Origin of the sequence: uncultured Bifidobacterium sp. (genome assembly GCF_945269915.1) — a bacterium.
GTDB classification, from domain to species: domain Bacteria; phylum Actinomycetota; class Actinomycetes; order Actinomycetales; family Bifidobacteriaceae; genus Bombiscardovia; species Bombiscardovia indica.
In genome coordinates this window covers 44,512-69,694 of sequence record NZ_CALYOY010000006.1, presented here as the reverse complement: position 1 = coordinate 69,694, position 25,183 = coordinate 44,512, and the positions used below count along the sequence as shown (strand labels likewise).

The window sequence follows — 25,183 nt, the reverse complement described above, 5'->3', positions numbered from 1 at the left end:
CACAACCCACGACTTAAAAGGACGCTGCTCTAACCATTGAGCCAGAGGGGCAACACAACAAAAATACACGCCAGGGGCGATTTTTTCCAGTTGCGCGGTTTCTCCCCAAGCTCGGTGGCGGGCGGAAATACAGCAGGAAAGCAGCCTTCTGATTTTTGCTCTGGGGCGTGTAGGATGTCAACCAATCAAGGAGCAGGATTTGGGTATTCGATTGTTCCGTCTTGGCGGGGATTCAGCAGGATACGCCGACGCGGCCTGGGATTATCTGCAGGCTTGTAAGGCTGCCGGAGACGATGAACTGGCCGGGTTGGGCTGCCTGCAAGGATGTCTGTCATTGGACCAGGTCAGACGGGATTGGCTGCCACGGGTCATCAATGAGGCCAAGGGGGAGCACCTTCCCCAGGGGTATGTACCAGCCCTGCAATTTCTCGCCTTGGAGCCTGATGACACCCTGGTCGGGATGATCCAGTTGCGTCTTGCGCTGAATGACTACCTGCTGGAACGGGGCGGGAATATCGGGTATTCGGTCCGTCCGGACAGGCGCCGTCGGGGATACGCCAGTCGGATGCTGATGGATTGTCTGGATAAGGCCCGGCAAGAGGGAATGACCAGGGTCTTGCTCACCTGTGCACAGGAGAATGGGGGAAGCCGACGTACCATCCTGGCCAATGGCGGAAAGCTGGAAGATACCCGGTACATGGCAGATGGTGTTGGGATCCAACGGTATTGGATTGAACTGTAAGTACCCAATCGTAGTGCCAGCTGTTCATCGCAATCGGTGGTTCGCATGCACGACTCGCTGCGTTCGTGGCGTTCGTATACGAGCCGCTTCGGTCCGTACATGTCTGTGGCGAGACACTGGCCCCTGGCGTATCTCCTTCAGCCGCTGATCTGTGAGCACACACTCAGCGGGATTTGGGGAATGGGAATCAGTCCAGGCCAAGGTCGTAGGCGGCATCCATGTCCTCGCGGGAGTAGGTGCGGAAAGCCGTCAGGGTCTGGGTCCCGGCCACCCCGGGGACCTTGGCGATGCCTCCGGGAATGACGGCGGTCAGGTCATCGAACTTGCCGGTGGAGACCACGGCCACCAGGTCAACCTCGCCAGCCACGGAATAGACATCCTTGACCCCGTCGATCTCGACAATGGCGCGTGCCACTTCGTTGATTTTGTCGGACTGGACTGTAATCAGTACGATGGCGTTTGTCATGGCGGCTCCTTGCCTTGGTGTACTGCTGTTCAGTATAAGTTCTGATGGTCGGTATCCAAGTTCTATGGTCCACAGCTTGGAGGGGCCGGGTCCGGCTTGTGAAATAGGTTGGCATATTCAATCATCGCGACACTTCCGGTATTCTTAGTCTGAGAGAATGGAACAATGGTCTGGGTGATTGTGCTCATATGGGTGCTGATAGTGGTGGCATTCATTGTTTATGTCCTGCGTCTGGCGCGCGGCGAGTCGGCGAATCGCGCCTTCTCCCAGTCCTTGGACGACCGTGTGCGCAGGGGGTCAAGGAGGCAGCGTGAGCGTGAGGGCAGGCTGCCCCGTATCGCCGGCGGCAGACTTTCCTTCATTCCCAACTCCGATGGAAGCGACTGCGGCACAGAGGAGGACCAGCCCAGGCCGATCAATTGTCCGGTGCATGTCAATTCCCATTCGGTTGTGGAGATGAGGGCGCTTCTGACGTCGGAATCCACTGACGAGATTGAACTTTGGCAGACCAATGAGGGGCGCCTGGTCACGCCGCTGAAGCCGAATATGAATGGGGGAACCGGGGAATTCGTTCTTTCCGACGGGGCCTCGCAGTCCGGGAAACTCCACCGAAAACCCCAGGATGCGGCCGGTCACGATGATGGCGGCGCGGCTGAATGTGGTGGGCGGAGGAATCACGGTGATTCGAATGGTTCCACAATCCCGGACAGCCAGGTCCAATCGGGGAACTCCGCTTCTGCTGACAAGGAAAACGACCCGGGTGGCGGCAAGTCTCGGCCGAGCAGACAGGTGCCTGAGGAACCGGTGGCGGTAACGTCGGATGTCATGCCTGCAATCAAATCGCAGTAAGCCGGTCGCCGGGGAAATAGGGAGTGCATTTCTGGTTGGATTCCGTCACATTCCAAGGGTTGGATGCTGAATCTGGGTGGGCCTGCGCCTTGCCGGCCCGGTGTCCGTTCGCGACCTTAGTCTTGATGGTATGACTACGTCCTACCTGTTTATGGCCATTGCCATTGTCCTTGTTCTGGCCCTGGTGGTCGCCGGCGTGTACCTTCTGGCTAAGCCGCGTCGTCGGAAAGGTGGCAGCTCGCCAACCGCTGGGTCCGGGGCGACTGCAGTAAGGCAGGAGGAGGCCTCGAACGAGACCGGGAAGACGTCAGCACGGAAGCCCGGGTCGCCCGGATCCAAGGTGCAAGAATCTTCCCAAGGGCAGGGAGGGGAGCCGGCTGAAGGCATTGAATCCCAGGAGCCGACGCAGGAGCCGGAGTCCTCATCCTCCCGTATGACCAGGCTCAAGGCCAGACTGGCCAAAAGCCCCAATCCCTTCGGCAAGGCCCTCTTCGCCATCCTGACCAAGGACCACCTGAGTGATTCCGACTGGGAAGAGGTGGAGGACACCCTCCTTATGGCAGACGTGGGGGCCGAGGCCAGTGAGCAGCTGGTGGACCAGCTCCGTTCCGATGCCAGGGTGAGCGGTGAAAAGGATCCCAAGGCGGTCCGTGCCGGTCTCAGGAAAAGGCTGATCGATCTGGTGGATCCCAGCATGGACCGGACCCTGGAAGCCGATAAACCCAATGCCGACAAGCCCTCGGTCATCATCATGGTTGGGGTCAACGGAACCGGTAAGACCACAACCGCCGGCAAGCTGGCCCGTCTCTTTGTGGCGGACGGCAAGTCTGTGGTCATGGGTGCCGCCGACACCTTCCGTGCCGCCGCCGCCGACCAGTTGGACACCTGGGGCAGCAAGGTGGGTGTGCCGGTCGTTCGCAGCGACAGGGATGGGACCGATCCGGCCTCGGTGGCATTCGAGGCCTCGGCCAAGGCCAAGGAGATGGACGCCGATGTCCTGATAGTGGACACAGCCGGCAGACTCCAGAACAAGGCCAATCTGATGGACCAGCTGGGGAAGATCCGTCGCGTTGTCGAGAAGAATATCCCGGTGGAAGAGGTCCTTTTGGTCCTGGATGCGACCACCGGGCAGAACGGGATGATCCAGGCGCGTGTCTTCGCCGAGACCATTGGCATCACAGGCATCGTCCTGACCAAGCTCGACGGCTCGGCCAAGGGTGGTATCGTAATCTCCGTCCAGCGCGAGCTGGGCGTTCCGGTCAAGCTGGTCGGCCTGGGCGAGGGGCCAGATGATCTCTCACCTTTCAGTCCCGAGTCCTTTGTGGACGGGATTCTGGGCGAGGACTGAGGACCCGCCCGCCTGCTACGGACCGGGGCCGATCAATGAAGCCGGTGGTTACGTCCCGGTTACGGTTTCCCGATCCAGGTTACTGACGGGAAATGAACGGTTGACCTGAACGAAATTCCGTGGCTGTTCCATGGTCTTGAAGATGAACGACGATTGGCGTCGTCCGGGTCCGCCCGCCTCGGCGCGGGTTTTGTCGGTCCCGGGCGTGGAAAGAGAGGTGTACGCATGGATTCGGGAAATGCTGCATGGATGTTGATGGCTGCGGCCATGGTTTTTTTGATGACACCCGCAGTGGCCTTCTTCTACGGGGGTATGGTCCGGGCCAAGGCCGTGCTGAACATGCTGATGATGTCGACTGTGGCCATCGCGGTTACCGGTATCATCTGGACCCTCTGGGGTTGGTCGATCTCCTACGCGGGCAAGGATGTCGGCGGGATTTTCGGTGATCCGGTTACCGGCTTCCTCCTCAAGGACACGGTCACGGCCAAGGACGGGGTCTTCACCTCGGTTGACCTGAAGAACGCCTCCTATCCGCATACGATCGATATCGCTTTCCAGGTTGCTTTCGCCATGATCTGTGTGGCACTGATCTCCGGTGCCCTGGCTGAGCGCATAAAGGTCAGTACATGGATGATTTTCGTGGCCCTCTGGGTCACTTTGGATTACGCACCCATGGCCCATATGGTCTGGAACCACGGGCTCCTCTCAGCAGATGGAGCCATCTCCAACGCAATCGGTGCCCCGGCTCACGACTTCGCAGGAGGCACGGTTATTCACATCAACGCGGCGGTTGCAGCACTGGTCATCGTTCTTATCATCGGACGGAGAATAGGCTTCAAGAAGGAACCGATGCGCCCCCACAACGTCCCCATGGTCATGCTGGGTGCCTTCCTGCTCTGGTTCGGTTGGTTTGGTTTCAACGCAGGTTCGGCCTTCGCCGCCAACGGCACCGCCGGATATTCCTGGGTGTCCACCACCATCGCCGCCAGTGCGGCCACCCTGGGTTGGCTCTTCACTGAAAAGATCCGCTCCGGCCACTACACCGCCATGGGAGCCGCCTCGGGCATGATTGCCGGTCTGGTTGCCATCACCCCTGCCGCCGATGTGGTATCCCCCCTGTGGGCCATAGTCATGGGCATGGTCGCTGGGGTTGTCTGCTGTTTCGCCTGCGGTCTCAAGTTCCGGTTCAACTATGATGACTCCCTCGACGTGGTCGGCATCCACGGGGTGGGGGGTGTGCTCGGCACCCTGATGGTCGGACTCTTCGGTGCAGGGACCGGTCTTCTGGCTGGTGGCGACTACAAGCAGCTACTGGTACAGTTCCTGGTAGCGCTCATTGCCGTGATATACGCCGCAGTCGTGACCGGAATCATCGCATTTGTCCTTGAGAAGACCGTCGGCTGGCGTGTAAGTGACAAGGAAGAGATCGCCGGAGTCGATCAGAGTGACCAGGGCGAGAGCGCTTATGAGTTCGCTCTGTCCGCCAACTAATCATCGAAGGAGCGTAACGACATGAAGCTGATAACGGCCATTCTTCAACCGCAGAAGCTGGATGACGTCAAAGAGGCACTCTCTCAGGCGGGCGTCCATGGTATGACCGTCTCCTCCGCAAACGGCTACGGTCGCCAGGGCGGGCACAAGGAGGTCTACCGGGGCACCACCTACACAGTCGACCTGATTCCCAAGATTCGGGTGGAGGTGCTGGCTGACGACGTCGATGCACGGTCTCTGGTGGACACCATCGTCCGGACTGCAGGCACCGATACGATCGGCGATGGGAAGGTCTGGGTCCAGTCCCTGGATTCCGTTACCAGGGTCAGAACCGGTGAAACAGGAGCAGCCGCCATCTGAAAAACGGTAACCGTCGCAATACTCACTCGGCGGCCAGGGCCCGGTCCATCCAGATGTCCGTCCGGGCCCGCAGGCCGTTGAAGATGGCGCGGATGCCGATGAAGAGGATGTTGATGGCACCCCAGAGCATGGCGATGCGCCAGGCGTCCGTCCAGCCCCGGGCCAGGGTGGTCAGGCCCAGGAGGCAGGCCACGTAGACCAAGGCGGTCAGGGAGCAGGTGGTGGCCAGGTAGCGGTAGTCCTCGGCACCGATCAGGATGCCGTCCAAGGCCCACATCCAGCCTGCGATGGGCATGAAGACCCCCTGGACGATCATGCCGATCGTGATCAGGTCACGTATGGCGGGTGTGGGGCTGAAAAGCGGTGCGGCGAAGAGTCCCAGGGCGATCATGATCAGGCCCACCAGGACACCCATGATCATTCCGGCCCTGGCCGAGAGGTCCGTCATCATCCGGGCTTTGGCCTTATGGCGGGCCCCCAGTTCGGTGGCCACCAGGGACTGTCCGGCGATGCCGACCGCGTCCAGCATGTTCAGGCCGAAGTTCCAGGCCGAGTTGACCCCCTGATAGGCGGCCAGGACCTGATCGCCCAGATGGGCGGCGGCGACCACGGTCATGACCAGGCAGATGCGCAGGGCCAGGGTACGCAGGAAGAGGGGGAAACCATCGCCCATGCTGTTGGCTATTCCGCTCAGCCTGGGTCTCAGGCTGGCCCCTTCCCGCCTGGCCCAGACCAGGGCGGGGATGGTCAGGAGGATCCCCATGTACCATTCGGCGATCAGGGTGGCCAAGCCGGAGCCAAGGATGCCCATGTGGAGGCCGAAGACGAAGAGGACCTCCAGGATTGTGTTCAGGACGGCGCCTGATATGGCGGAGACCATGGTGATGTTGACCTTCTGCAGGCCGCGGAAGATGCCGTTGGCCGCATAGACCAGGAGCATGGCGGGCAGGCCGAAGATCAGCGTTTCCAGATACTGCTCTGCGGCATCCAGGACCAGCCCGGAGGCCCCCATGACCGAGCAGAGGGGTCGGCTGAAGAACATCAGGATGGCGCAGACCGCTACACCGATGATGAAGGCAAGCCACATCCCGTCGACTCCGGTCTCCATCCCCTCCTTGCGGCGGCCGGCACCCATCAGGCGGGCCACCTGGGAGGTGGTCCCGTAGGCCAGGAAGACGCAGAGGCCGACGGTGGTCAGGACCACGGTGGATCCGATGGAGAGGCCGGCCAGGGCCTGATCGCTGACGTGGCCGACGATGCCGGTGTCGATCATGACGAAGAGCGGCTCGGCGATCAGTTGCCCGAAGGTGGGGATGGCCAGGGAGGCGATGGTGGCATAGACGGAAAGGTCTTGGTGCCTCTTGCTGGATTCGGTCCCCGGGTGGTCCTGATCTGGTGAAGTCACGGATGTCATGCTACAACCCCGGCTCGGTCCTCTCCCTCTCGGGTCCTCATCATGGCTGGTAGGTGATGCCTTAGCACCTTTATGAGTAAGTGGCAACAGCCACTCGCGCAGGAGAGCCCTATCCCCAGGTTTTCCACACAGTTATACCCATGAGGTGGATAAGTTTAAGACATATCCTCTAAGACACGCCTAAAATGTGGATAACTTTTCTTCTTATGCACAGGCAGATGTGGTCCAGGTCACTCCCGGTCGGGTTCCTTGGCGACATGCCTGTGGATGTGAAGTAATGGTGACGAACCTTCCTGGCAGGATCCCCGGCAGGACCCGGACCGGGGGTTTCATCCCCTTGTGCAGGGCTGGAAAAAGCCTTGAGCCAAAACCTGGTGAACTGTCGCGTGTGACGGGTGCCGTCCGTAGAATCGGACCTATGGCTTCTGACAACTTTACCGATTACACCCACCCCGAGCTGCGTCCACCTCGCGAGGGTGAAGACTCGCGTGATGTGCTCTTCGACCGGGTGCCTCCGCATGATGACGATTCCGAGATGGCCGTTCTTGGCGGCATGCTGATGAGTAAGGATGCCATCGGCGAGGTCAGCCAGATGATCGACGTCTCCGACTTCTACCAGCCCAAGCACCAGACCATCTACGAGGCCATCATCACACTCTTCTCGGCCTCCCAGCCGGTGGATGCCGTCCTGGTGGCCAACGAGCTCCTCAAGTCCGGCGATCTGGAGAAGGTGGGCGGTACCGACTACCTCCACTCCCTGGTGGCCGCGGTCCCTACGGCCGCAAACGCTACGTACTACGCCGAAATCGTCCATCAGAGGGCCATCCTCCGTAACGTCATCGCCGCAGGCACCAAGATTGCCCAGTTGGGATACTCGGCCGAGGGGTCCCAGGCCGAGGACATCGTCAACCTGGCCCAGGCCGAGGTCTACGAGATGAGCGTGGGGAAGGTCCGCCAGGATTACGAAGCCATCGGGCCGGTGGTCCATGACACCCTGGAACAGCTGGACAAGTTGCAGAACGGCCTGGTCGAGCGCGGCGTACCCACCGGGTTCAAGAGCATCGACGACATGACCCAGGGCCTCCAGCCCGGCCAGATGATCGTTGTGGCAGGTCGTCCGGCCATGGGCAAGTCGACCCTGGGCATCGACTTCGCCCGCGCAGCAGCCCTCCATCACCACATGACCACCGTCGTCTTTTCCCTGGAGATGAGCAAGACCGAGCTGGCCCAGCGCATCATCTCGGCCGAGACCGACATCCCCCTGGTCGCCCTGCGCAGGGCCGACGACATCACCCCGGAGCGGTGGAACACCCTCAACAATTTCTGGAGCAAACTCCAGGAGGCCCCCCTCTTCCTGGATGATTCCCCCAACATGAGCCTGATGGAGATCCGGGCCAAGTGCCGTCGGCTCAAGCAGACCAACGACCTGAAGTTGGTCGTCATCGATTACCTCCAGCTGATGACCTCGGGCAAGCGGGTGGAGTCCCGCCAGCAGGAGGTCTCGGACTTCTCCCGTGCCCTGAAGCTCCTGGCCAAGGAGCTGGAGGTTCCGGTGGTGGCCCTGAGCCAGCTCAACCGCGGTCCTGAAATGCGTAACGACAAAAAGCCCATGCTCTCCGATCTGCGTGAATCGGGTTCCATCGAGCAGGACGCCGATGTGGTCTTCCTGGTCCATAGGCCTGACTTCTACGACAAGGAGGACCGTCCGGGCGAGGCCGACATCATCCTGGCCAAGCACCGTAACGGCCCCACCGAGACCTTCCAGTTGGCCTTCCTGGGCGAGAAGTCCAAGTTCAAGGACATGCCCCAGGATTATCAGCAGGGAGGTGTCTGATCATGGCTCGGCAGGAGACGTCGGGAAAGGGGCGGCAGGAGCGCAGGCCTTCCCCCATGCGGCACTGGTACTCCTTCCTGGCCCTGCCAGCGGGAAAGACGGTTCGCGCCGTCTCCAGGCTGACCCATCATGGGGGTTCGGCCCTGCCGGGGCGGGTGGTCGAGCGGATCGATCCGACCTTCCTGGCCCGTACCCTTTCCCGTCTGCCCAGAGGGGTGGTCCTGGTCTCGGGGACCAACGGGAAGACCACCACCACCCGGATGGTGGCCTCCATGCTGGAATCCCTTGGTCTGAAGGTCTTCACCAACCCGACCGGGTCCAACTTCACCCGGGGAGTGGTGTCGGCCCTGGTCTCCACCCTTGGCCTGGGTGGGAGGCTGGATGCCGACGTCGCCGTGCTGGAGCTGGACGAGGCCTATGCCGTCCACTTCGTCAGACAGGTCAAGCCCCGTTACGCCCTCCTCCTCAACGTCATGCGTGACCAGCTGGACCGGTTCGGTGAAATCGATACCACCGCCAGGCTCCTGGCCCAGGTGGCCAAGGTCACCACCGGCACCGTGGTCCTGAACAGGGAGGATCCTCGTATCTCCGCCCTGGCTGCGCAGACCCCGGCCAAGACCCGGGTGGCCTACTTCGGTCTGTCCGATGACCTGCTGACATACTTCCCGACCGATGATGACATGCATGCCCGGGTTGAGGCTGAGGGGTCAATGAACGACAAGGGATCCGAGGCTTCCCCCGCCGTCCGGCCCGGTCACCACCTGCCTGCGGACGTGGTTCTGGAGAAGGTCATGGACCACCGGGCTGCCTTCCGGGTGGATGGGCGGCGTCTGGAGACCGACGTGCGCTTGGAGGGGGTCTACAACCTCTACAACGCCGCGGCCGCCCTGACCCTGGTCCGTTCCGTCCTGGCGGATCATGAACCGGACGATCAACGGCTGATGCAGGCCCTGGCCCAGGTGACTCCGGCCTTTGGTCGTGGTGAGGTCATCACCTATCAGGGGGCGTCGGTGGAGCTGGTCCTGGTCAAGAACCCGATGGGATTCAGGCTGGCACTCTCCTCCTTCGACCCTGACGGTCGGGATACGATGATCGCCATTCGTGACGACTACGCCGACGGGCGCGACATGAGCTGGCTCTGGGATGTGGACTTCACCTCGCTCAGGAAGTCCGGTGTGGCCATGGTCTCCGGCACCCGGGCCTACGACATGGCCCTCCGCCTGGCCTATGAACAGGTGCCCGTGGACCGGGTCGAGACCGACCTGGACCAGGCTCTGGCCACCTTCCTGGATGCACATCCCGGCCGACCCAAGCGAATCTACTGCACCTACACATCCATGCTGCGCCTGCGGGCGGAGCTTGGTCGTGTGACCACGGTCAGTGATGCCGGAGTGGGGGCATGAGCATGGTGGCGAATCCCAGAGAGGAAAGCGGGAAGATGGCGGATACCCTGACCGGCAAGGCCGGTGGACCCCGGACAGGAGAAGCAGGCGAGAACAGGACGATGGCCTCGGTCATGGATCGGCCGGCCCTGCATATCCTCTCCCTCTACCATCGAGACATGAACATCTACGGGGACTCGGGCAACATCCTCAGCGTGACCCGGCGGGCCGAGCTCTATGGATTCCGACCGGTGGTCCACTATTACAATCCCGGTGACCCCTGGCCCGACCAGGTCGATCTGATCCTGGGGGGTGGTGGCCAGGACCATGGCCAGGAACGAATCATCCAGGACCTCCATCGGAGGGGTCCCCTTCTCGGAAACCTGGCCGAACAGGGGGTCCCCATGCTGATGATCTGTGGACTGTATCAGCTCTTCGGCCATTATTTCGAGACCTCGGACCATGAACGTCTGGAGGGCATCGGCATCCTGGATGTGCACACGGTGGCCCGGTCGGACCGGATGATCGGGAACCTGGTGGAGCAGAGCCCCGACTTCGGCCAGGTGGTCGGCTACGAGAACCATTCGGGTCTGACCTACCTTGGGGAGGGTGCTCAACCCTTGGGGACGGTGAATCAGGAAGGTCGCGGCAACAACGGCAGGGACCATACCGAAGGCGCTCGCCGGAAGAAGGTGATCGGCACCTACATGCATGGGTCCCTCCTCCCTAAGAATCCTGCCATCGCGGACTTTCTGATCGGGGCCGCAGCCGACAGGCGGTATGGGCAGGACACCCTGAAGCGAATGAGGCAGTCCATGGACCAGGCCAATCGTCAGGAGCTGGGGCGCCTGGACTCCCTGGCCGGCCAGGCCAGCAGAATCGCTGCTTCCAGGCCCAGATGACCAAGACGGGATTTGCCCTGATCCGGTGGTCGTCACCGTGAGCCAAGGCAATGAGCCCGGTCGGGTGACGATGGCTGGATTGCGGCATGCTCGGACCGTGCTCCGGTGGTATAGGCGGGACGCTGCCGGTTGGTCTGTACCGCGTGTACGCCAAACATGGTGAAGACTGTTCGGAGGCGGCTTTCCGAAGGTTGTTCCGGGCGGCGTCAAGTTCTCTCTGCAACCGCCATCACTGTAGACTGGAAGAGTGGTGGGGTCCGTTGTGGTTCGAATCGATCCATCGGCATTCCACTGCCGCAAGAGTGCCCCCGGATTTCCGCGGGCATATGAGTGCTGGGAGGCATATCATGGCGGATTTCGATATTGGTGATGGATTGCACAAGGTTCTCCTGGCCGGCATTGGTGCTCTGGCCACGGGGGTCGAGAAGGGTCAGGAGATAGTCGACAACCTGGTCAAAAAGGGCGAGCTGACCGTCGAGCAGGGGAAGATTCTCAATACGGAACTCAAGCGCAACAGACAGGGTCAGGGGGCAGGTCCCAGGACCGCCTCGCAGTCATCCGCGCCGGGACCGGTACCGACACCGGGCCAGGACGCCCATGGGTCTGGGACGAAGCCGGGTCAGGGACCTCTGGCCGGAGGGGAGGGTCCCCTGGCCCGTCAGGAGCCCCATGTCCCCCTGCCGGATCCCCGGGATGGCGACATTCCAATCACCTCAGCAGACCCCGTCAAAGGGCCCGAGGCCTGAAAAATCGGGGACTCAAGATTGCGGGCGGGCCGTCGGACCGGTTCTGGGCCGGTCCGGCCTTCGTCCGCAAGGTTTCAGGAAGGTGAGCGCACGGTTATGGATGCCACGGATCGGCATGAGGGGCAGGTGCAGACCATCGGCCTGTTCGGGGTCGGACGGGACGAGGACGAGAATCCCTCGGGACGGTTCCGTCGGCGGCGGGGCAGGGCCAGAAGGCTGGCCCAGATCATCCGCATCGCCAACCGGTTCGATATCGTTCATGGCCTGACCCCTGTCACCATGCGTCTCATGTTCGAGGCCCTGGGACCGACTTTCGTCAAGGTGGGGCAGATCCTTTCCATGCGTTCCGAGATCCTTCCCGAAGCCTTCTGCCAGGAGCTCTCCAAACTGCGGGCCGATGCCGATCCCATCCCGTATTCCGTGGTCATGCAGACCCTGGCCGTAGAGTACGACCGTCCCCTGGACCGGATTTTCGCATCAATTGACCCCACCCCGTTGGGTTCGGCATCCCTGGCCCAGGTGCATCGGGCCCGGTTGGTCACCGGTGAGGATGTGGCCGTCAAGGTCCAACGCCCCGGCATCCGGGAGACCATGATCCAGGACATCGATATCATGCGCAGCGTGGTCAAGTGGGCATCCAGGTTCGTCCGTAGCACCCAGGTGGTCGATATCCGAGGGGTGGTCGAGGAGCTCTGGGAGACCTTCCAGTCCGAGATCGACTTCCTGCAGGAGGCCGGCAACCTGTCCGAGTTCAAGGATTTCTGCGCCCCCTATGCCTACATCGACTGTCCCCGCCCCTACCCGGACTTCTGCACCAGGCATGTGGTGGTCATGGAGTATATCGACGGCATCTCCCTCTCCCACCCCGGTCGGCTGGCGGCCCAGGGGTATGACCTGAACGAGGTCGGCACCAAGCTGGTTGACAACTACGCCACGCAGATCATGGATCGTGGGTTCTTCCATGCCGATCCGCACCCCGGCAACATCATCATTCGCGACGGCCAGATCGTCCTGATTGACCTGGGCATGGTGGGGCGACTCGACAAGGTAACCCGGGCGGCCCTCAAGGACATGATTTTCGCGGTAGGCCGTGAGGATTCGCCCGCCCTGGCCCAGGGGCTCCTTCGGTTCGCCGGGACCGGGGAGTCCAGGGCGGAGGATTATCCCTATCTGCTCGCCGACCTGGATGCCGTGGTCCAGCGCTATGGGAAGCTTGACCTGGCCGACCTTGACCTGGCCGAGTACGTCAACACCGTCATGCAGTTGGCCGCCCGGCATGGTATCAAGGTGCCTGGTTCCGTCACCATGGTGGCGCGCTGCCTGGTCACTCTGGAAGGGCTCCTGGATGAGTTCATACCAGAAGCCAACATCGTCCAGATCATTGCCGACCATGTGGCCTCCAGCCAGGAGGTCGGGGCCAGGGTCAAGGAGAACGTCGAGAAACTGGGTTCCCAGGGTGATTTGGCCCTGCATGGCCTGCTTGATGCCATGGCCGAGTCTCGGACCGCAGCACGGATGCTGACCCGGGGCCAGCTTCGCGCCAATGTGCAGCTTGTGGGCTCCGAAGAGCCCCTGCAGCAGTTGGCTGACATGGTCAACAGGCTGACCATGGCCCTGATCGTCGTCGGCCTCTACGTAGGTTCCTCAATCGTCTACTTTGCCCGGATCAAGCCGGTCATCTTCGGCATTCCTGTGGTCAGCATGCTGGGATACGTCGTGGCTTTCATCCTTTCGGCATGGATCGTATTGGACATCCTGGTCAAGCACCGGGCGCTCAAGCGCAGACAGCACGGTGGCGCCTAGCCGGGGCCCGGGAAACTCTCAGTTGCCGAAGCGCTCCACCACGGCTGGGTCCTCATGGTCCATGAAGGCCGATTTGCCGGTGTCCATGGCCCGCAACCGGTCCATCTCCTCCTGGGTCAGTTCGAAGTCCCAGATGTCCAGGTTCTCCTTCATGCGCTCGCGATGGGTGGACTTGGGGATGACGATCACCCCGTCCTGGACCAAAAAGCGCAGGGCGATCTGGGCAGTGGTCCGGCCGTGCGCCTTCCCGATTTCAGTCAGGGTCGGGTTGGTGAACATCCCCTGACGCCCCTCGGCGAAGGGCCCCCAGGATTCGATTTTCGTGCCGTACCTGTCCATATAGGTGCGTTCGAGCGGTCGTTGATAAAAGACATGGGTCTCCAGCTGGTTGACTGCCGGGACGATCCGGTTGAACTTGACCAGGTCCACATACCGGTCGGCGTAGAAGTTCGAGACGCCGATGGCCCTCAGGGCCCCCTGGTCGTACAGGTCCTCCAGGGCGTGCCAGGCCCCGTAGTAGTCGTTGAAGGGCTGGTGCAGGAGGACCAGGTCCAGATGGTCCGTGCCCAGCTTCTTCATGGACTCCTCGACCGAGGCCCGGGTCCGGTCGTATCCGTAGTTGGTGATCCAGACCTTGGTGGTCAGGAAGACCTGGTCACGGTCGATACCGGTCTGGGCCAGGGCGGCTCCGACGGCCTCCTCGTTCCCATAGGCCTGGGCTGTGTCAATGGCCCGGTAGCCTGTCTCCAGGGCATCCATGACGGAACGCCGACACTCGTCGTGGTCGGCGATCTGGTAGACGCCGAAGCCCTCCATGGGCATGAGAACACCGTTGTTGAGTGTGACGGTCGGGATTGATGTGGATTGAGTCTCGTGCAAGGTCTGGCCTCTTCTCTGATACCGGTGGGCCGGAGCGGATAGGTGAACCGCTTTTGCCCTCTCATCCACCATATGTCTTTGAAGCCACTCGAAGTCAAATTGACAAACCCGGATTACATTTCCGTGATGCTAGCGTGGATGATGACATACCTGACGGCGGGAGGCGATGATGAGGTCCAAGGAACATTCGGTCGGCAAGGTCGCACTGGGTTTGGGGCTCGGGGCCCTGGGGGCATGGTGCTGGGCCCTGGCACCGGGGCTTTCGGTGGTCACTGGCAGGAGACGGACGCAGGGCCTGTCCTTCCGTCCATATGCTCACAGGGGATTGCACGATGCCGGGTCTGGCATGGACTTGAACGAGCCCAGTCCCGGGCGGACGGCGTATCTGAACCGGGTCCATGAGTGTCTGCATGTCGAATCGGCAAGACCGGCGGGCAGGCATGCATCACCGGGGAGGCCGGAGGGGGTCGCCAGGGTTGTGGCTCCGGAGAACTCCCTGCCTGCCTTCGAGGCCGCGTGTAAGGCAGGCTATGGCATCGAGCTGGATGTGCACCTCAGCCGTGACGGCCAGGTGGTGGTCATCCATGACGGGGACCTGCGAAGGGTGGCGGGTGTCAATCGTGCCGTGGCCGACCTGACCTATGCACAATTGCAGCAGATTCCCCTCTACACCGGGGAAGGCGTGATGGATGGCCCCGATGACAGGAGCCCGATGCATGCCGATCATGTCGGAGGTCGAGGCAGACAGACGGGAGGCGGGGAGGTCGGGGGTCCCGAGGCCCCGCACGTACCTCTCCTGACCGAGGTGCTTGCCCTGGTGGATGGCCGGGTGCCCCTGGTCGTCGAGATCAAAATGAACGGCGGATTGGACAGGGAGCTCATGAGCAAGACAGATGACATCCTTTCCGCCTATCGGGGTGACTATGTCATCGAATCCTTCAATGTCCTGGCGCTTGCCTGGTATCGGGCCCACCGGCCCGAGGTGACCCGAGGGCAGTTGGTGGCCCCATACCACGGTCGGGTGAACTCCTTCGATTCTGCCCTGCGGTGGATGGCCGGCTCCCTCCTCTTCAATTGGCTGGGGCGGCCGGACTTCGTGGCCTGCGAGTGGCATGGTGGACACTCTGTGCCCATGCGCCTCTACCGGTTCCTGGGCGGGGTCCCAATCGCCTGGACCATTCGTTCCGAACAGGCCCAGCAGGCCGTCGGCCCGGATTTCGACGGCATCATCTTCGAGTCCTATCTGCCCGGGAACTGAACCAGCCGTAGACACCGGAGACCAGGGCGGCCAGGACCAACGCGCACAGGGCCATGATGAGGAAGTAATCGTATGGCAGTGGCACCATGTCCATGTCGACCTGCTTCGACAAGGCCCTGAAGATGATTGCCAGCACGCCCACCATGGCCAGGGCCGAAAGGAGGGTGGCCGAGAGGGTGTCAATCATCGATTCCCAGACGGAGGCGCGGACCGATGTTCCACGTACAACACCGGCGGCATGCATCCTGCGATTTTCCTGACGGTGCTCGCTGACGGCGATGGCACAGGACTGGACCAGGAAGATGGATGTGAGGATGACGGCTCCACCCACCATCTTGGGCAGGGCCCGTTGCACTTCCTGGGACCTGCCTATGTCATACCTGATGTGCTCTTTCCTGGTGCGCGCCTTGATGTCCCTGTGGTCCCATGAACCGTTGAGCCGACCGACCAGGTCGTCCGTCTGGACTCCCGGTGCGGCCTTGACCAGGGTGGTCAGCCCCCTGGGGTCGGGTGCCAGATCGATCAGATCGGTATCCGTACTCAGGTATTGCTCCGTCCTCCCTGTGTGGGTCATGTCAACTACGGCGGTGATGGTTACGGTATGGCGTCGGTTGTTCTTGTCGACCAGGACCAGCTTGTGCCCCAAGGGGTCCCGCTTGCTGTGGTACAAGGACCAATCCGGGGTGACGGCAATCCTGCCAGGACCCAGGTCATCGGCGGACCCCTTGACGAAGATGGGGCTGAGTTCGTCGGTGGCATTGCCGGCCTTGCTGATGTGCATGGTCGTGATGGCGGGAAGGTTGTCCGTTGCCTCCTCATCGTCGTCCGCGCTGGTTCTGTCTTCTTCCGCCTTCCAGACATCCTTGCTGTAGGTGACGGCGGATTCGATGTCCGATGAAGACTGAAGTCGCCGGTCCAGGTCCCCTGTTCGTTTGCTTCCTGCACTGATCAGGACGTCGGCCGTGACCGGCTTGTATTGGTTGATGGTTGAGTTGGCCCAGCTCGTTCTGGCCATGCTCAGCATACCGGTCATGATGACCAGCATCAGGATGACGGGCAGGGCTATGGCAGTGGAACTGCGGCTTTCCTTGTACGCTCTTTGCCTGGCCAGGAGGCCGGAACCGTGGGAGACGAGCTGGAAGGGGATGCCTATCAGATTGTTGCAGGCCGATACCAGGACGGGGGCCAGAGCGCCGACGGCGACAAGCATGCAGCCGGTGGCGGCCAGAATCTGACTCTCCACATCCATGTCGCGGAAGTTGTGGAAGACCAGGACCAGGCCACCGGCCAGGCCTGCCAGGGCGATCACCAGGCGCAAGGGGCCGATTGGCTTGGCTCCCGCCCGGTGCTCTGATGCCTGCATGGCTTCGATGGGAGATATGGATGTGATCCTCCTGGCGGCGAACCAGGCCCCTATCAGGCAGGCCAGAAGGATGCCACCGAAGGAGATGAGGACCCCCTCGGGATGGGGCCGGGCGGTCATGCTCAGCTGTTCGAGACCCGAGTTGATGAGGGACTTGGCGAAGGAGGGAACCAGGAAGCAGCCTGCCGCGCTGCCGATCAGGTCGGCCAGGCCCAAAGGAATGATGAACTCCAGCAGACAGATCAGTCGCACCCGCCTGGGAGAGGCTCCTGAAAGACGCATCATGGCATACTCACGCCGGCGACGTTCAATCAGGAATCCTACGGAGGTGATGACCAGGAAGATCGAGATGAACCCACAGACACAGGCGGCCATGATGGACAGCTGTTTGGCAGCTTCCTGTGCGCTCTGTGCCATGGTGCGGTCGAAGACGCTCAGGGTCCGCATGTCCGGCATCCCGTCGCCCATTCTCGCGGCCAATGCGACCTGGACCCAGGCGCTGGTCAGCGCGGATGAGGCAATGACCGCCAGGACCATGACCGTGTAGGAGGCTCGGTGCTCATGGAGGAGGGATAGTACCAGAGAAGGCAGATCCGGCCTCTTGACGGTTCCGGTTCTGGTTCCGGCATTCGGGTATGGTGCCCTGTTCGTCCTTGTCGTCTGCATAGCAGGAGTCCCTCCATCCGATTCCCATGGATCCGTCTCATCGGGGTATCCCGATTGTTCGGATACCACCATTCGAGCACAGGAAGGACTGTCCCTCAGGGTGTTTTCGGGGTCGAATCAGTGATGAATCAGGGTACCTGATCACACCGGGAAATATGGCATGGGGATGCCGGGCATGCCCGGATGGGCGAAAATCTGTCAGCTGAGACCGTCGCGGGTTGGTTCTTGGAAGGCTGGGGCTCAGGGCCGCTCGGGCGGCACATGGAAACAGATCGGGGAGGAAACCGGGAGGGATGGTATTCGCGCCGTCCGGGATGTCGGCTATTGGGGATCCTGATTGTGCCCATCCGGGTGGAAGAGGTGGGTTATTCTCTTTTTCGGATTAACGGTATGCAGAATTTCCGATGACTGGCGGGAGACCGAATCGGCTATCCTGCCGCTGAGTTCCTTGGCCTGGTTCAGGGCCTGGTCACCAAGGTCGCGGGCATTGTCGACACCTCCCTTGGTCCGGTCAAGGACCTGGCCACTCAGGTCCCAGGCGGCGCTTGCGCCTTCCAGGGTCTTTCCGAGAACCTGCCCGCCGATGTTGCGTGCGGTGTCGATGCCTTCCCTGCTTGTTTCCATGATCCGGAACGTCGTGTCACGGGCTGCGTCCAGCCAGGGTCGGGAGATGAGCGGGTCGCTGCTCCGGTCCAGTCCGATGCCCTGGCCGAATTCCGCCATGTCCTGCTTGATCAGGTTGCAGTAATCAACTATGCGCGGCGATTGCTGGGGATGGAGCAGAACCTCCTGGTTGGCTTTTTCCGCTGTCTGATCGACTTGCTTGAGCAGATGGTCGGCATTATCGGAAATGACGCGGACACGGTGTTCACGCGAGGTCTTCGCCGCCCGGCGGTGTTGGTCGAGTTCATCGGGTTCCACCTGGGCGACCCGGTCCAGTTCCAGGATCGTGCCGGCATCCTGCAGTCGGAGCGATCCGGCCAGGACGGCCAGCCACTCATTGATCTGATCCCGGTAATTCCCCATGTCGGTGCCCGGGTCATGGGCCCCTGATCCGTCGCCCATCTTCTCGGTGATGTCATCGATTTGGCGGATTGCGTAAGCCTGCGTCTGGGCGATGGCCAACGACGTGGCCTGCACCTTGTCCCAGGTGGTCTGCGAAACGTGCCCGATCTGGTTGCGCGCGGCCAGGGCATCTTCGATGACCAGGTTGGCACCGACCATGTTGGTCAGGACCGTGTCCCGCTGGGCGCGCAGGATATCGTCCACATGCCTGTCGATTCTCTGCAGGTACTTCACCATGGCCTGCATGGTCTGTTGAAGTTCATACTGGGTTATCAGGGCACCGATGCTGGTCAGCAGGACCGGAGACAGGGCGGATTCCACCCCGCCCAGGAACCGCTGCCCGGCCTGGGCCTCCCCGCCGTCCTTCACCAGGACCGTACCTGCGGACAGGCCCGTGCGCTGGTCCCGGTGGAGGTCGTATTGGCTGAGGGTTTTGGGGGCCTTCCCATCCTGTCTGACCCATTTGCCGGATATGGCCCTGTCGCCAAGGACCTGTGCAACCATTCCCGATAGGTACCCTCGGTCGGTATGGGGATTGATGGGCTCGGCCAATGATTGCAGATGATGCGACTGCAGGAACCCGTCGATGGCTTCGAGGTCCCCCAGTAGTGCCATGCTGTCGCCGTCGTCGATGACCTGTATTGATTCAACCATGATAGGCCTCTCCCGGGCAATAGTGACTGTTCGACTCCTAGGGTGAAGCCTATCATCGCGAGTCCGGGAAGCAGGGGAGATTGAACGGCGTTCTGCCTACCTATAAAAACGGTGGGAATCGTCAATGCGTGACGACCCCCACCAAAGAAAGAACCGAATCAGTCGATGACGCCGTAGAGACGGTCGCCTGCGTCGCCCAGACCGGGGACGATATAGGCCTGGTCGTTGAGCTTCTGGTCGACCGCACAGACCACGACCTTCAGGTTGATGTTCGGGTCGATGTCCTTTTTGAGGCGGCCCAGTCCCTCGGGGGCGGCCAGGATGTTGATTGAGGTCACATCCTTGGCGCCGCGCTCGGCCAGATAGTTGGTGGCTGCGATCAGGGTTCCGCCGGTGGCCAGCATGGGGTCGAGCAGGAAGCACTGACGGCCTGACAGGTCCTCAGGCAGACGGTTGGCGTAGGTGATGATGTCCAGGGTGCTTTCATCGCGCTTCATCCCCAGAAAACCCACCTCGGCCGTGGGCAGGAGCCTGGTCATGCCGTCGAGCATGCCCAGTCCGGCACGCAGGACCGGGACCACCATGGGGCGGGGGGAGCGGAGTTTCTTACCCACCATGGGGGCCACCGGGGTCTCGATCGGGTGGTCCTCGATGTCCAGGTTGCGGGTGGCCTCGTAGGCTTCCAGCATGACCAGCTCGCTGATCAGCTCACGGAAGGTGTTGGAGGGGGTGTTCTTGTCCCGCAGTACGGTCAGCTTGTGTTCAATCAGCGGGTGTTCCAGTACATGAAGTTCCATACCTCCTAGGGTAGCCCAGTCTGTGCGCTTCCGGTAGCGGACGGCAAGCCTCCCCCCCCCCCTACGAGGTTTGCCTGCCCTGCAGGACTTTGACGGAATCGGCTGCATCGGAATCGGGGTGAACCGTGCGTAAACCGAGTGGCTGCCGGACAGATGGGTCTCCCATGTAACGGTTGAAATTGGCATATTGGAGAAATGCCAGTACCGGCGACGGTGGAGGGGGCCTCGTCGCAGGATGAATGTGGCTTAGGGGCTTGACGGCCCGGCAGATACGTCAGGGATACGGGTTGATATGCCGGATTCGGGTGGTATTCATGGTCGCCCACATGCCCTGGTTCAGGAGGGGGTGTTGACGATATGAGGAAAACGCCGAACCATGAAAGCGCCTGTCGGCGCAAACGCCGCTCGCGGCGGCAACAAACGGAGCCCGGGGCTTAAGCATGGTCCGACGCAAACACCATTGTACGACATCGCCTCGGGCTTTCCCGACAGGGAACGCACTTATGCTCCAGGCCGGAAATCGGGGGCAGTCGGTCTGGTTCACCGGGACGGATGAGGATGGTGTCCCCGCCTACTCCAGACGGCCGCGCCGCCAGAGTGAGGCGCCGTGGAGGAAGTCGCGGGCCGTTTGGTTCAGCGATGATGCTGTCCCCAGGGCGGATTCACCCTGCTGGCCACCGGGCCCGGCCTGGCGGACCGAGGCCTTGATGCCCCTGGCGATCACATCGCAGAAGGCCCCTGCCCGCTCCAAGGCCACGGCGAAGTCACCGGTGAAGGCTCCGGAAAGGATGGAGTCGGCGGTCCTGGCGATGTCGGCAGCCTCGGGTGCCGGATCTACGCCGGCGATGGCCGAGGCTGCCGTGTCCGTGGGCTCTCCCAGCCTCCAGAGCCGGGAGATGCCGTCGGCGTCACGACGCATCCAGGAGCGCAGCATATAGAGCCGCCAGAGGATGCCCGGGAGGGAGTCCGGATCTGCGTCGCTCCAGAGTTCGGCAATCAGGTCGACCCCCTCCCGGTCGACCAGGGTCAGGACCCGTTCCACGATCTTCGGATCCTCGGTGTGATGGACCTTGTCCAGGAGGGAGGCGGCTGAGACATGGCTCATTTCGCTGACCTGCTGGGGGTCCATGCCCCCGGTGAGCTGGGCTTGCAGAGCTGGGTCCAATTGACCTGGACGTGAGGGTCTGGAGGATCCGGTTCCCGAGGCCACAAAGCCGGTTCGTGAAGGGCGGATGGATGAGGCGCCGACCCGTGAGTTGCTGTCAGTAGACAATTGGTGTCACCTTCTGTACGTCGATGATGGATGGGTGGGCGGGGTCGCCCGTCAGACTGAGAACGATGGCGGTTCCGGTGGGCATGAAAGGTGACCCTTCCGGCAGGCGCTTCGCCAGCCCCCTGCTGGTACACAACCCGCGCAGGTGCGCAAACATTCCGCCGATGACCGGCCGGTGCATGCAGACCATTGCGGTCCTGTCTGCCTGAACCAGAAGGTCGGCCATTCGGGCATCCAACCATTCGATGGCCCTGTCGGGATCCTTGCGGAACGCTGATTCCGTCAGGTGGTTCACGCTCGTCAGGGGCAGGTCCGTCTCGTCGGTGAAGGGGCAGAGGGTCTGTACGCAACGAATCCAGGGGGAGCTCGCCACTGTGTCGGGGGCGAAGGCCACCAGCTCACGGGCCAGGGCATAGGATGTCCCTGCACCTCTGGGGGTGAGTGGGCGGTCGGCGTCCTTGCCGGTCCATTCCTTGCGGGGCACCGCCTTGCCATGCCTGACGATGAGGAGTTGTCGGGCGGTGAGCGCCCCCTCGTCCACCCGGTCGATGAAGGCGTCGAGAATGGCCCGGTCGCTGGGATGGGTCAGAAGGCCCCTGGCCGTCTGGGTGCCGACCCAACGGATCCGGTCGATCTCCTTGGTGCTGGGCTTGTGTATGGGGCCCATGAGGGTGCGTTGCCGGTCGGCCCGATCCTCACCGGCCGGGGTTGCCATCCAGTACCGGATGTGTTTAAGCCTGCCCCCCTTGCCTCCCTTGCGCTTGCCCTCATTGACCAGGGGGTATTCGACATCGTCCAGGTAGGGGCCCAGGCGGGCTATCTGCCCGGTTTCCTCGCCCACCTCACGCAGGGCTGCATGCATGTGAGTCTCGTGGTTTTCGAGTTTCCCCTTGGGCCAGCTCCAGTCGTCGTACTTGGGCCGGTGCACCAGGCAGAGCTCCAGATCATCCAGGGCGGCACGGGGATCGGCATCGACAGGGGGTCGGCCATTGTCACTGAACTTCATCCACCCCTGGAAGTCCTGCCGCCACCGGTACAGAATGGCGCCGGCAGCCTCCACAGACCGGCTCATGGCCTGACCTCGCTTCGGACCGGTTCCTCAGGAACCATCGGTGATTCCGGTCGCTGCGGGCTCTCCAGGGGGTGGCCTGTCCGGAGTGAGACCATCATCGCCGCCGGGCCCTCAATGCACGGGTGTGTTTGTCGATCAGGTACTCCTGGCAGTCGACCAGGGGTTCGCCCTTTTCGTTGCGTGAGTGACGGACGTAGGTCCCGTCCGCCTGCATATGCCAGGAGCTGGTGGCATCGGCCATCTGCAGGTCCACGTATTCGATCAGCCCCTGGACCTCGTCGGGGGCCGTGATGCGTACCAGGGCCTCCACGCGCCTGTCCAGGTTGCGGTGCATCAGGTCGGCGGACCCGATCCATACCTCGGGGCCCGAAAGAGGACCCTCTCCAATCTGGGGGCCCTGGGAGTTGGCGAAGGCGAAGATGCGGCTGTGTTCCAGGAAGCGTCCCAGGATCGAATGGACCCTGATGTTGTCGCTCAGGCCAGGCACACCGGGCTTCAGGGAGCAGATGCCGCGCTCCACGATGTCTATCTTGACGCCGGCCTGGCTGGCCCTGTACAGGGCGTCGATGGTCTTTTCGTCCACCAGGGAGTTGACCTTGATCTTGATCCAGGCCTCCTTGCCGTCCAGGGCCGCATCCTCCTCGCGGGCGATGCGCTGCAGGAGACCCGAGCGAACGGTGCGTGGGGCGACCAGGAGACGGTGGAAGGACGACTTGGGGGCATAGCCCGAGAGCTGGTTGAAGAGTCTGGCCAGGTCCTGGCCCACCACCGGATCGCAGGTCAGGAGACCGAGGTCGGTGTATTGGCGGGCGGTCTTGGGGTTGTAATTACCTGTCCCGACATGGCAGTAGCGACGCAGGCCGTCCTCCTCCTGGCGGACCACCAGGGAGAGCTTGCAATGGGTCTTGAGCCCAACGATGCCGTAGACCACGTGGACACCGGCTCGTTCCAGCTGCCGGGCCCAGGCGATGTTGGCCTCCTCGTCGAACCTTGCCTTGATCTCGACCAGGGCCAGGACCTGTTTTCCGGCGTGGGCCGCGTCGACCAGGGCGTTGATGATGGGGGAGTTGCCCGAGGTCCGGTAGAGGGTCTGTTTGATGGCCAGGACGTGGGGGTCGGCCGCCGCCTGCTCCAGGAAGGCCTGGACCGAGGTGGAGAAGGAATCGTAGGGGTGGTGGAGGAGGATGTCGTGCTCGCGGATGGCCGCGAAGATGTCCTGGGCCTGGCTGGATTCGACCTCGGCGATCTGCCGGTTGGTGGTCGGTATGAAGGGGCGGAACTTCAGGTCGGCCCGGTCGATGGACTGCAGCTCGAAGAGGACGGTCCAGTCCAGGGGGGCGGGCAGGCGGTAGACCTCGTCTGGATTGACCCTGAGTTTGGTTGCCAGCAGCTGGGAGAGGAAGGGGGAGGTGGTGTCTGAAATCTCCAGGCGGATGGGCGGGCCGAACCGGCGCTGGAGGAGTTCCTTCTCCATGGCGTTCAGGAGGTTCTCCGCATCATCCTCTTCCACGTCGATGTCCTCGTTGCGGGTGACCCGGAATGAGCGGGCCTCCTTGATGATCATGCCGGGGAAGAGTGATTCCAGGTGGGCGATGATCAGGTTCTCCATGGTGATGAAGCCGTAACGCTCCTCGCGGCTCTCCTCGTCGGTCAGATCGTCGACGGGCACCAGGCGGGAAAGGTTGTCGGGTATCTTGACCCGGGCGAAGTGGGTCTTGCCGGAGGTGGGGTTCTCGACCAGGACGGCCAGGTTCAGGGAGTTGCCCGAAATGTAGGGGAAGGGGTGGGCCGGATCGACGGCCAGGGGGGTCAGGACCGGGAAGACCTGGTTGCGGAAGAAGTTCGACAGACGTTCCTGTTCCTGGCTGCTGAGCTGGTCCCATCCGAGCAGGATGATGTGCTCCTTGGCCAGGTCGGGCAGGATGTGGTCGATGACATAGTGGGCGTGCTCGTCCTGGAGCTTGTGGGCCTGCTCGGATATGGCACGAAGCTGTTGGCGGGGGCTGAGTCCGCTGGCTGCGGTGACGGCGATGCCCGTGTCGACGCGGCGTTTGAGGCCGGCCACGCGGACCATGAAGAACTCATCCAGGTTTGAGGCGAAGATGGCGGCGAAGTTGGCGCGTTCCAGGAGGGGGACGGTCTCATCCTCCGCCAGTTCGAGCACGCGCTTGTTGAATTTGAGCCAACTGATTTCACGGTCGAAATATCGATCCTCGGGCAGGGGCGTGTCCGGTTGGCCGTGTCTGCCTGCGGGATGACGGGACTGCTTGTCGGTCTCGGCTATATGCTCCGCAATCTGGCTTTTGAGTATGGCCTTGGAGGGTGCGTCGAATTTCTGGATCATACTATAGAACTCTATTCCGTAGTATGGTCCGTTTCAATTGCCGGGTCGCTGGTCGTTTGTGGCCATACATAAAGGGGCGGCCCCGGAAGGGCCGCCCCACAAGGTCTGCTCAGGCGGAATCTCTGCACAACATCTTCGTTGCAACGGCTAAGTATGTAAATGCCCGTTCAACGCATCGGTCCTTGTGGCCATACACTTTGTGGGCTTCCGCTCTATTGAGTTTTCCTTGTACTTGGTATTATGCCAGATTTCGCAAGGGCTGCAAGCCAGGTTGAGGTCCTCGAAAAGAAGGAAGGATTTGTTCGATATCGTGCATATGGACGGTCAAAGAACGGGTGAGTTGGTTGTTTCGGGTCGGCTTATGTTCGCATATGTTATGAATCACTTCTCCTCGCCTGAGCATCCTTGGAATTGCAGGCGTGTCGCGGTTATTTGAGTTGCATGGTCGATTGGGTTAAGTCCGGTCGAGTCCAGT

Annotated in this window: 20 protein-coding genes; 11 read left to right on the top strand and 9 right to left on the bottom strand. The window is 61.9% G+C overall.

What is annotated here, in order from left to right; genetic code table 11:
* Positions 1-199 precede the first annotated feature (199 nt).
* Complete coding sequence (locus tag Q0K62_RS02170) at positions 200-742, top strand: GNAT family N-acetyltransferase (protein WP_297316341.1); 543 nt, start codon at positions 200-202, stop codon at positions 740-742.
* Positions 743-929: 187 nt separating this feature from the next.
* Here Q0K62_RS02170 and Q0K62_RS02165 read toward each other — a convergent pair whose 3' ends face one another.
* Positions 930-1,208, bottom strand: coding sequence for an Lrp/AsnC ligand binding domain-containing protein (locus Q0K62_RS02165; RefSeq protein ID WP_297316340.1), 279 nt, complete (start codon positions 1,206-1,208; stop codon positions 930-932).
* Positions 1,209-1,412: 204 nt separating this feature from the next.
* On the opposite strand from Q0K62_RS02165, the gene Q0K62_RS02160 reads away from it, so the two are divergent.
* From Q0K62_RS02160 to Q0K62_RS02145, 4 genes are all read left to right on the top strand, one after another.
* Positions 1,413-2,057: a hypothetical protein gene (locus Q0K62_RS02160; RefSeq protein WP_297316339.1), complete on the top strand. Its 645-nt coding sequence runs from the start codon at positions 1,413-1,415 to the stop codon at positions 2,055-2,057.
* A 130-nt stretch (positions 2,058-2,187) separates the two neighbouring features.
* Positions 2,188-3,405 (top strand): signal recognition particle-docking protein FtsY, encoded by a 1,218-nt coding sequence (gene ftsY / locus Q0K62_RS02155; RefSeq protein ID WP_297316338.1) that lies wholly within the window; start codon positions 2,188-2,190, stop codon positions 3,403-3,405.
* 225 nt (positions 3,406-3,630) lie between these two features.
* Entirely contained in the window at positions 3,631-4,896 is a 1,266-nt protein-coding gene (locus Q0K62_RS02150) for an ammonium transporter (protein ID WP_297316337.1), read from the top strand.
* A 21-nt stretch (positions 4,897-4,917) separates the two neighbouring features.
* Positions 4,918-5,256, top strand: coding sequence for a P-II family nitrogen regulator (locus Q0K62_RS02145; RefSeq protein WP_297316336.1), 339 nt, complete (start codon positions 4,918-4,920; stop codon positions 5,254-5,256).
* A gap of 22 nt (positions 5,257-5,278) precedes the next feature.
* Here Q0K62_RS02145 and Q0K62_RS02140 read toward each other — a convergent pair whose 3' ends face one another.
* Complete coding sequence (locus tag Q0K62_RS02140) at positions 5,279-6,670, bottom strand: MATE family efflux transporter (RefSeq protein ID WP_297316335.1); 1,392 nt, start codon at positions 6,668-6,670, stop codon at positions 5,279-5,281.
* Between the two features lie 418 nt (positions 6,671-7,088).
* Between Q0K62_RS02140 and dnaB the strand changes: the two genes are divergently transcribed.
* The 5 genes from dnaB to Q0K62_RS02115 all read left to right on the top strand — a co-directional run bounded on the left by dnaB (position 7,089) and on the right by Q0K62_RS02115 (position 13,337).
* The gene (gene dnaB, locus Q0K62_RS02135) at positions 7,089-8,504 is read left to right on the top strand and encodes a replicative DNA helicase (protein ID WP_297316334.1); all 1,416 of its coding nucleotides are present in this window, start codon (positions 7,089-7,091) and stop codon (positions 8,502-8,504) included.
* Between the two features lie 56 nt (positions 8,505-8,560).
* The gene (locus Q0K62_RS02130; RefSeq protein ID WP_297316347.1) at positions 8,561-9,907 is read left to right on the top strand and encodes a Mur ligase family protein; all 1,347 of its coding nucleotides are present in this window, start codon (positions 8,561-8,563) and stop codon (positions 9,905-9,907) included.
* A 101-nt stretch (positions 9,908-10,008) separates the two neighbouring features.
* Positions 10,009-10,788 (top strand): glutamine amidotransferase, encoded by a 780-nt coding sequence (locus Q0K62_RS02125; protein ID WP_297316346.1) that lies wholly within the window; start codon positions 10,009-10,011, stop codon positions 10,786-10,788.
* Positions 10,789-11,135: 347 nt separating this feature from the next.
* Positions 11,136-11,534: a hypothetical protein gene (locus Q0K62_RS02120; protein WP_297316348.1), complete on the top strand. Its 399-nt coding sequence runs from the start codon at positions 11,136-11,138 to the stop codon at positions 11,532-11,534.
* Positions 11,535-11,630: 96 nt separating this feature from the next.
* Complete coding sequence (locus tag Q0K62_RS02115; RefSeq protein ID WP_297316333.1) at positions 11,631-13,337, top strand: AarF/UbiB family protein; 1,707 nt, start codon at positions 11,631-11,633, stop codon at positions 13,335-13,337.
* An 18-nt stretch (positions 13,338-13,355) separates the two neighbouring features.
* On the opposite strand, the gene Q0K62_RS02110 is transcribed toward Q0K62_RS02115, so the two are convergent.
* A complete protein-coding gene (locus Q0K62_RS02110; protein WP_366515879.1) occupies positions 13,356-14,216 on the bottom strand; it encodes an aldo/keto reductase in 861 nt (286 codons plus the stop codon).
* A 169-nt stretch (positions 14,217-14,385) separates the two neighbouring features.
* Here Q0K62_RS02110 and Q0K62_RS02105 point away from each other — a divergent pair, with 169 nt between their 5' ends.
* Positions 14,386-15,474, top strand: a complete 1,089-nt coding sequence (locus Q0K62_RS02105) for a glycerophosphodiester phosphodiesterase family protein (protein ID WP_297316332.1) — start codon at positions 14,386-14,388, stop codon at positions 15,472-15,474.
* Here Q0K62_RS02105 and Q0K62_RS02100 read toward each other — a convergent pair.
* The 6 genes from Q0K62_RS02100 to Q0K62_RS02075 all read right to left on the bottom strand — a co-directional run bounded on the left by Q0K62_RS02100 (position 15,443) and on the right by Q0K62_RS02075 (position 24,708).
* A complete protein-coding gene (locus tag Q0K62_RS02100) occupies positions 15,443-17,503 on the bottom strand; it encodes an ABC transporter permease (RefSeq protein ID WP_297316331.1) in 2,061 nt (686 codons plus the stop codon). The genes Q0K62_RS02105 and Q0K62_RS02100 overlap by 32 nt on opposite strands.
* 321 nt (positions 17,504-17,824) lie before the next feature.
* Positions 17,825-19,222: a hypothetical protein gene (locus tag Q0K62_RS02095; protein ID WP_297316330.1), complete on the bottom strand. Its 1,398-nt coding sequence runs from the start codon at positions 19,220-19,222 to the stop codon at positions 17,825-17,827.
* A 158-nt stretch (positions 19,223-19,380) separates the two neighbouring features.
* Positions 19,381-20,019: a uracil phosphoribosyltransferase gene (upp, locus tag Q0K62_RS02090; RefSeq protein ID WP_297316329.1), complete on the bottom strand. Its 639-nt coding sequence runs from the start codon at positions 20,017-20,019 to the stop codon at positions 19,381-19,383.
* 571 nt (positions 20,020-20,590) lie between these two features.
* The gene (locus Q0K62_RS02085; RefSeq protein WP_297316344.1) at positions 20,591-21,253 is read right to left on the bottom strand and encodes a thymidine phosphorylase; all 663 of its coding nucleotides are present in this window, start codon (positions 21,251-21,253) and stop codon (positions 20,591-20,593) included.
* 28 nt (positions 21,254-21,281) lie between these two features.
* Complete coding sequence (locus Q0K62_RS02080; RefSeq protein WP_297316328.1) at positions 21,282-22,364, bottom strand: histidine phosphatase family protein; 1,083 nt, start codon at positions 22,362-22,364, stop codon at positions 21,282-21,284.
* A 94-nt stretch (positions 22,365-22,458) separates the two neighbouring features.
* Positions 22,459-24,708, bottom strand: coding sequence for an RNA degradosome polyphosphate kinase (locus Q0K62_RS02075; RefSeq protein ID WP_297316327.1), 2,250 nt, complete (start codon positions 24,706-24,708; stop codon positions 22,459-22,461).
* Between the last annotated feature and the right edge of the window lie 475 nt (positions 24,709-25,183).

What these genes read in the sequence shown, in the direction of transcription:
- Q0K62_RS02165 (WP_297316340.1), bottom strand. Translation starts at nt 1,208, where the DNA reads ATGACAAACGCCATCGTACTGATTACAGTCCAGTCCGACAAAATCAAC.
- ftsY (WP_297316338.1), top strand. Translation starts at nt 2,188, where the DNA reads ATGACTACGTCCTACCTGTTTATGGCCATTGCCATTGTCCTTGTTCTG.
- Q0K62_RS02150 (WP_297316337.1), top strand. Translation starts at nt 3,631, where the DNA reads ATGGATTCGGGAAATGCTGCATGGATGTTGATGGCTGCGGCCATGGTT.
- Q0K62_RS02145 (WP_297316336.1), top strand. Translation starts at nt 4,918, where the DNA reads ATGAAGCTGATAACGGCCATTCTTCAACCGCAGAAGCTGGATGACGTC.
- Q0K62_RS02140 (WP_297316335.1), bottom strand. Translation starts at nt 6,670, where the DNA reads ATGACATCCGTGACTTCACCAGATCAGGACCACCCGGGGACCGAATCC.
- dnaB (WP_297316334.1), top strand. Translation starts at nt 7,089, where the DNA reads ATGGCTTCTGACAACTTTACCGATTACACCCACCCCGAGCTGCGTCCA.
- Q0K62_RS02130 (WP_297316347.1), top strand. Translation starts at nt 8,561, where the DNA reads ATGCGGCACTGGTACTCCTTCCTGGCCCTGCCAGCGGGAAAGACGGTT.
- Q0K62_RS02125 (WP_297316346.1), top strand. Translation starts at nt 10,009, where the DNA reads ATGGCCTCGGTCATGGATCGGCCGGCCCTGCATATCCTCTCCCTCTAC.
- Q0K62_RS02120 (WP_297316348.1), top strand. Translation starts at nt 11,136, where the DNA reads ATGGCGGATTTCGATATTGGTGATGGATTGCACAAGGTTCTCCTGGCC.
- Q0K62_RS02115 (WP_297316333.1), top strand. Translation starts at nt 11,631, where the DNA reads ATGGATGCCACGGATCGGCATGAGGGGCAGGTGCAGACCATCGGCCTG.
- Q0K62_RS02105 (WP_297316332.1), top strand. Translation starts at nt 14,386, where the DNA reads ATGAGGTCCAAGGAACATTCGGTCGGCAAGGTCGCACTGGGTTTGGGG.
- Q0K62_RS02100 (WP_297316331.1), bottom strand. Translation starts at nt 17,503, where the DNA reads ATGCAGACGACAAGGACGAACAGGGCACCATACCCGAATGCCGGAACC.
- Q0K62_RS02095 (WP_297316330.1), bottom strand. Translation starts at nt 19,222, where the DNA reads ATGGTTGAATCAATACAGGTCATCGACGACGGCGACAGCATGGCACTA.
- upp (WP_297316329.1), bottom strand. Translation starts at nt 20,019, where the DNA reads ATGGAACTTCATGTACTGGAACACCCGCTGATTGAACACAAGCTGACC.
- Q0K62_RS02080 (WP_297316328.1), bottom strand. Translation starts at nt 22,364, where the DNA reads ATGAGCCGGTCTGTGGAGGCTGCCGGCGCCATTCTGTACCGGTGGCGG.
- Q0K62_RS02075 (WP_297316327.1), bottom strand. Translation starts at nt 24,708, where the DNA reads ATGATCCAGAAATTCGACGCACCCTCCAAGGCCATACTCAAAAGCCAG.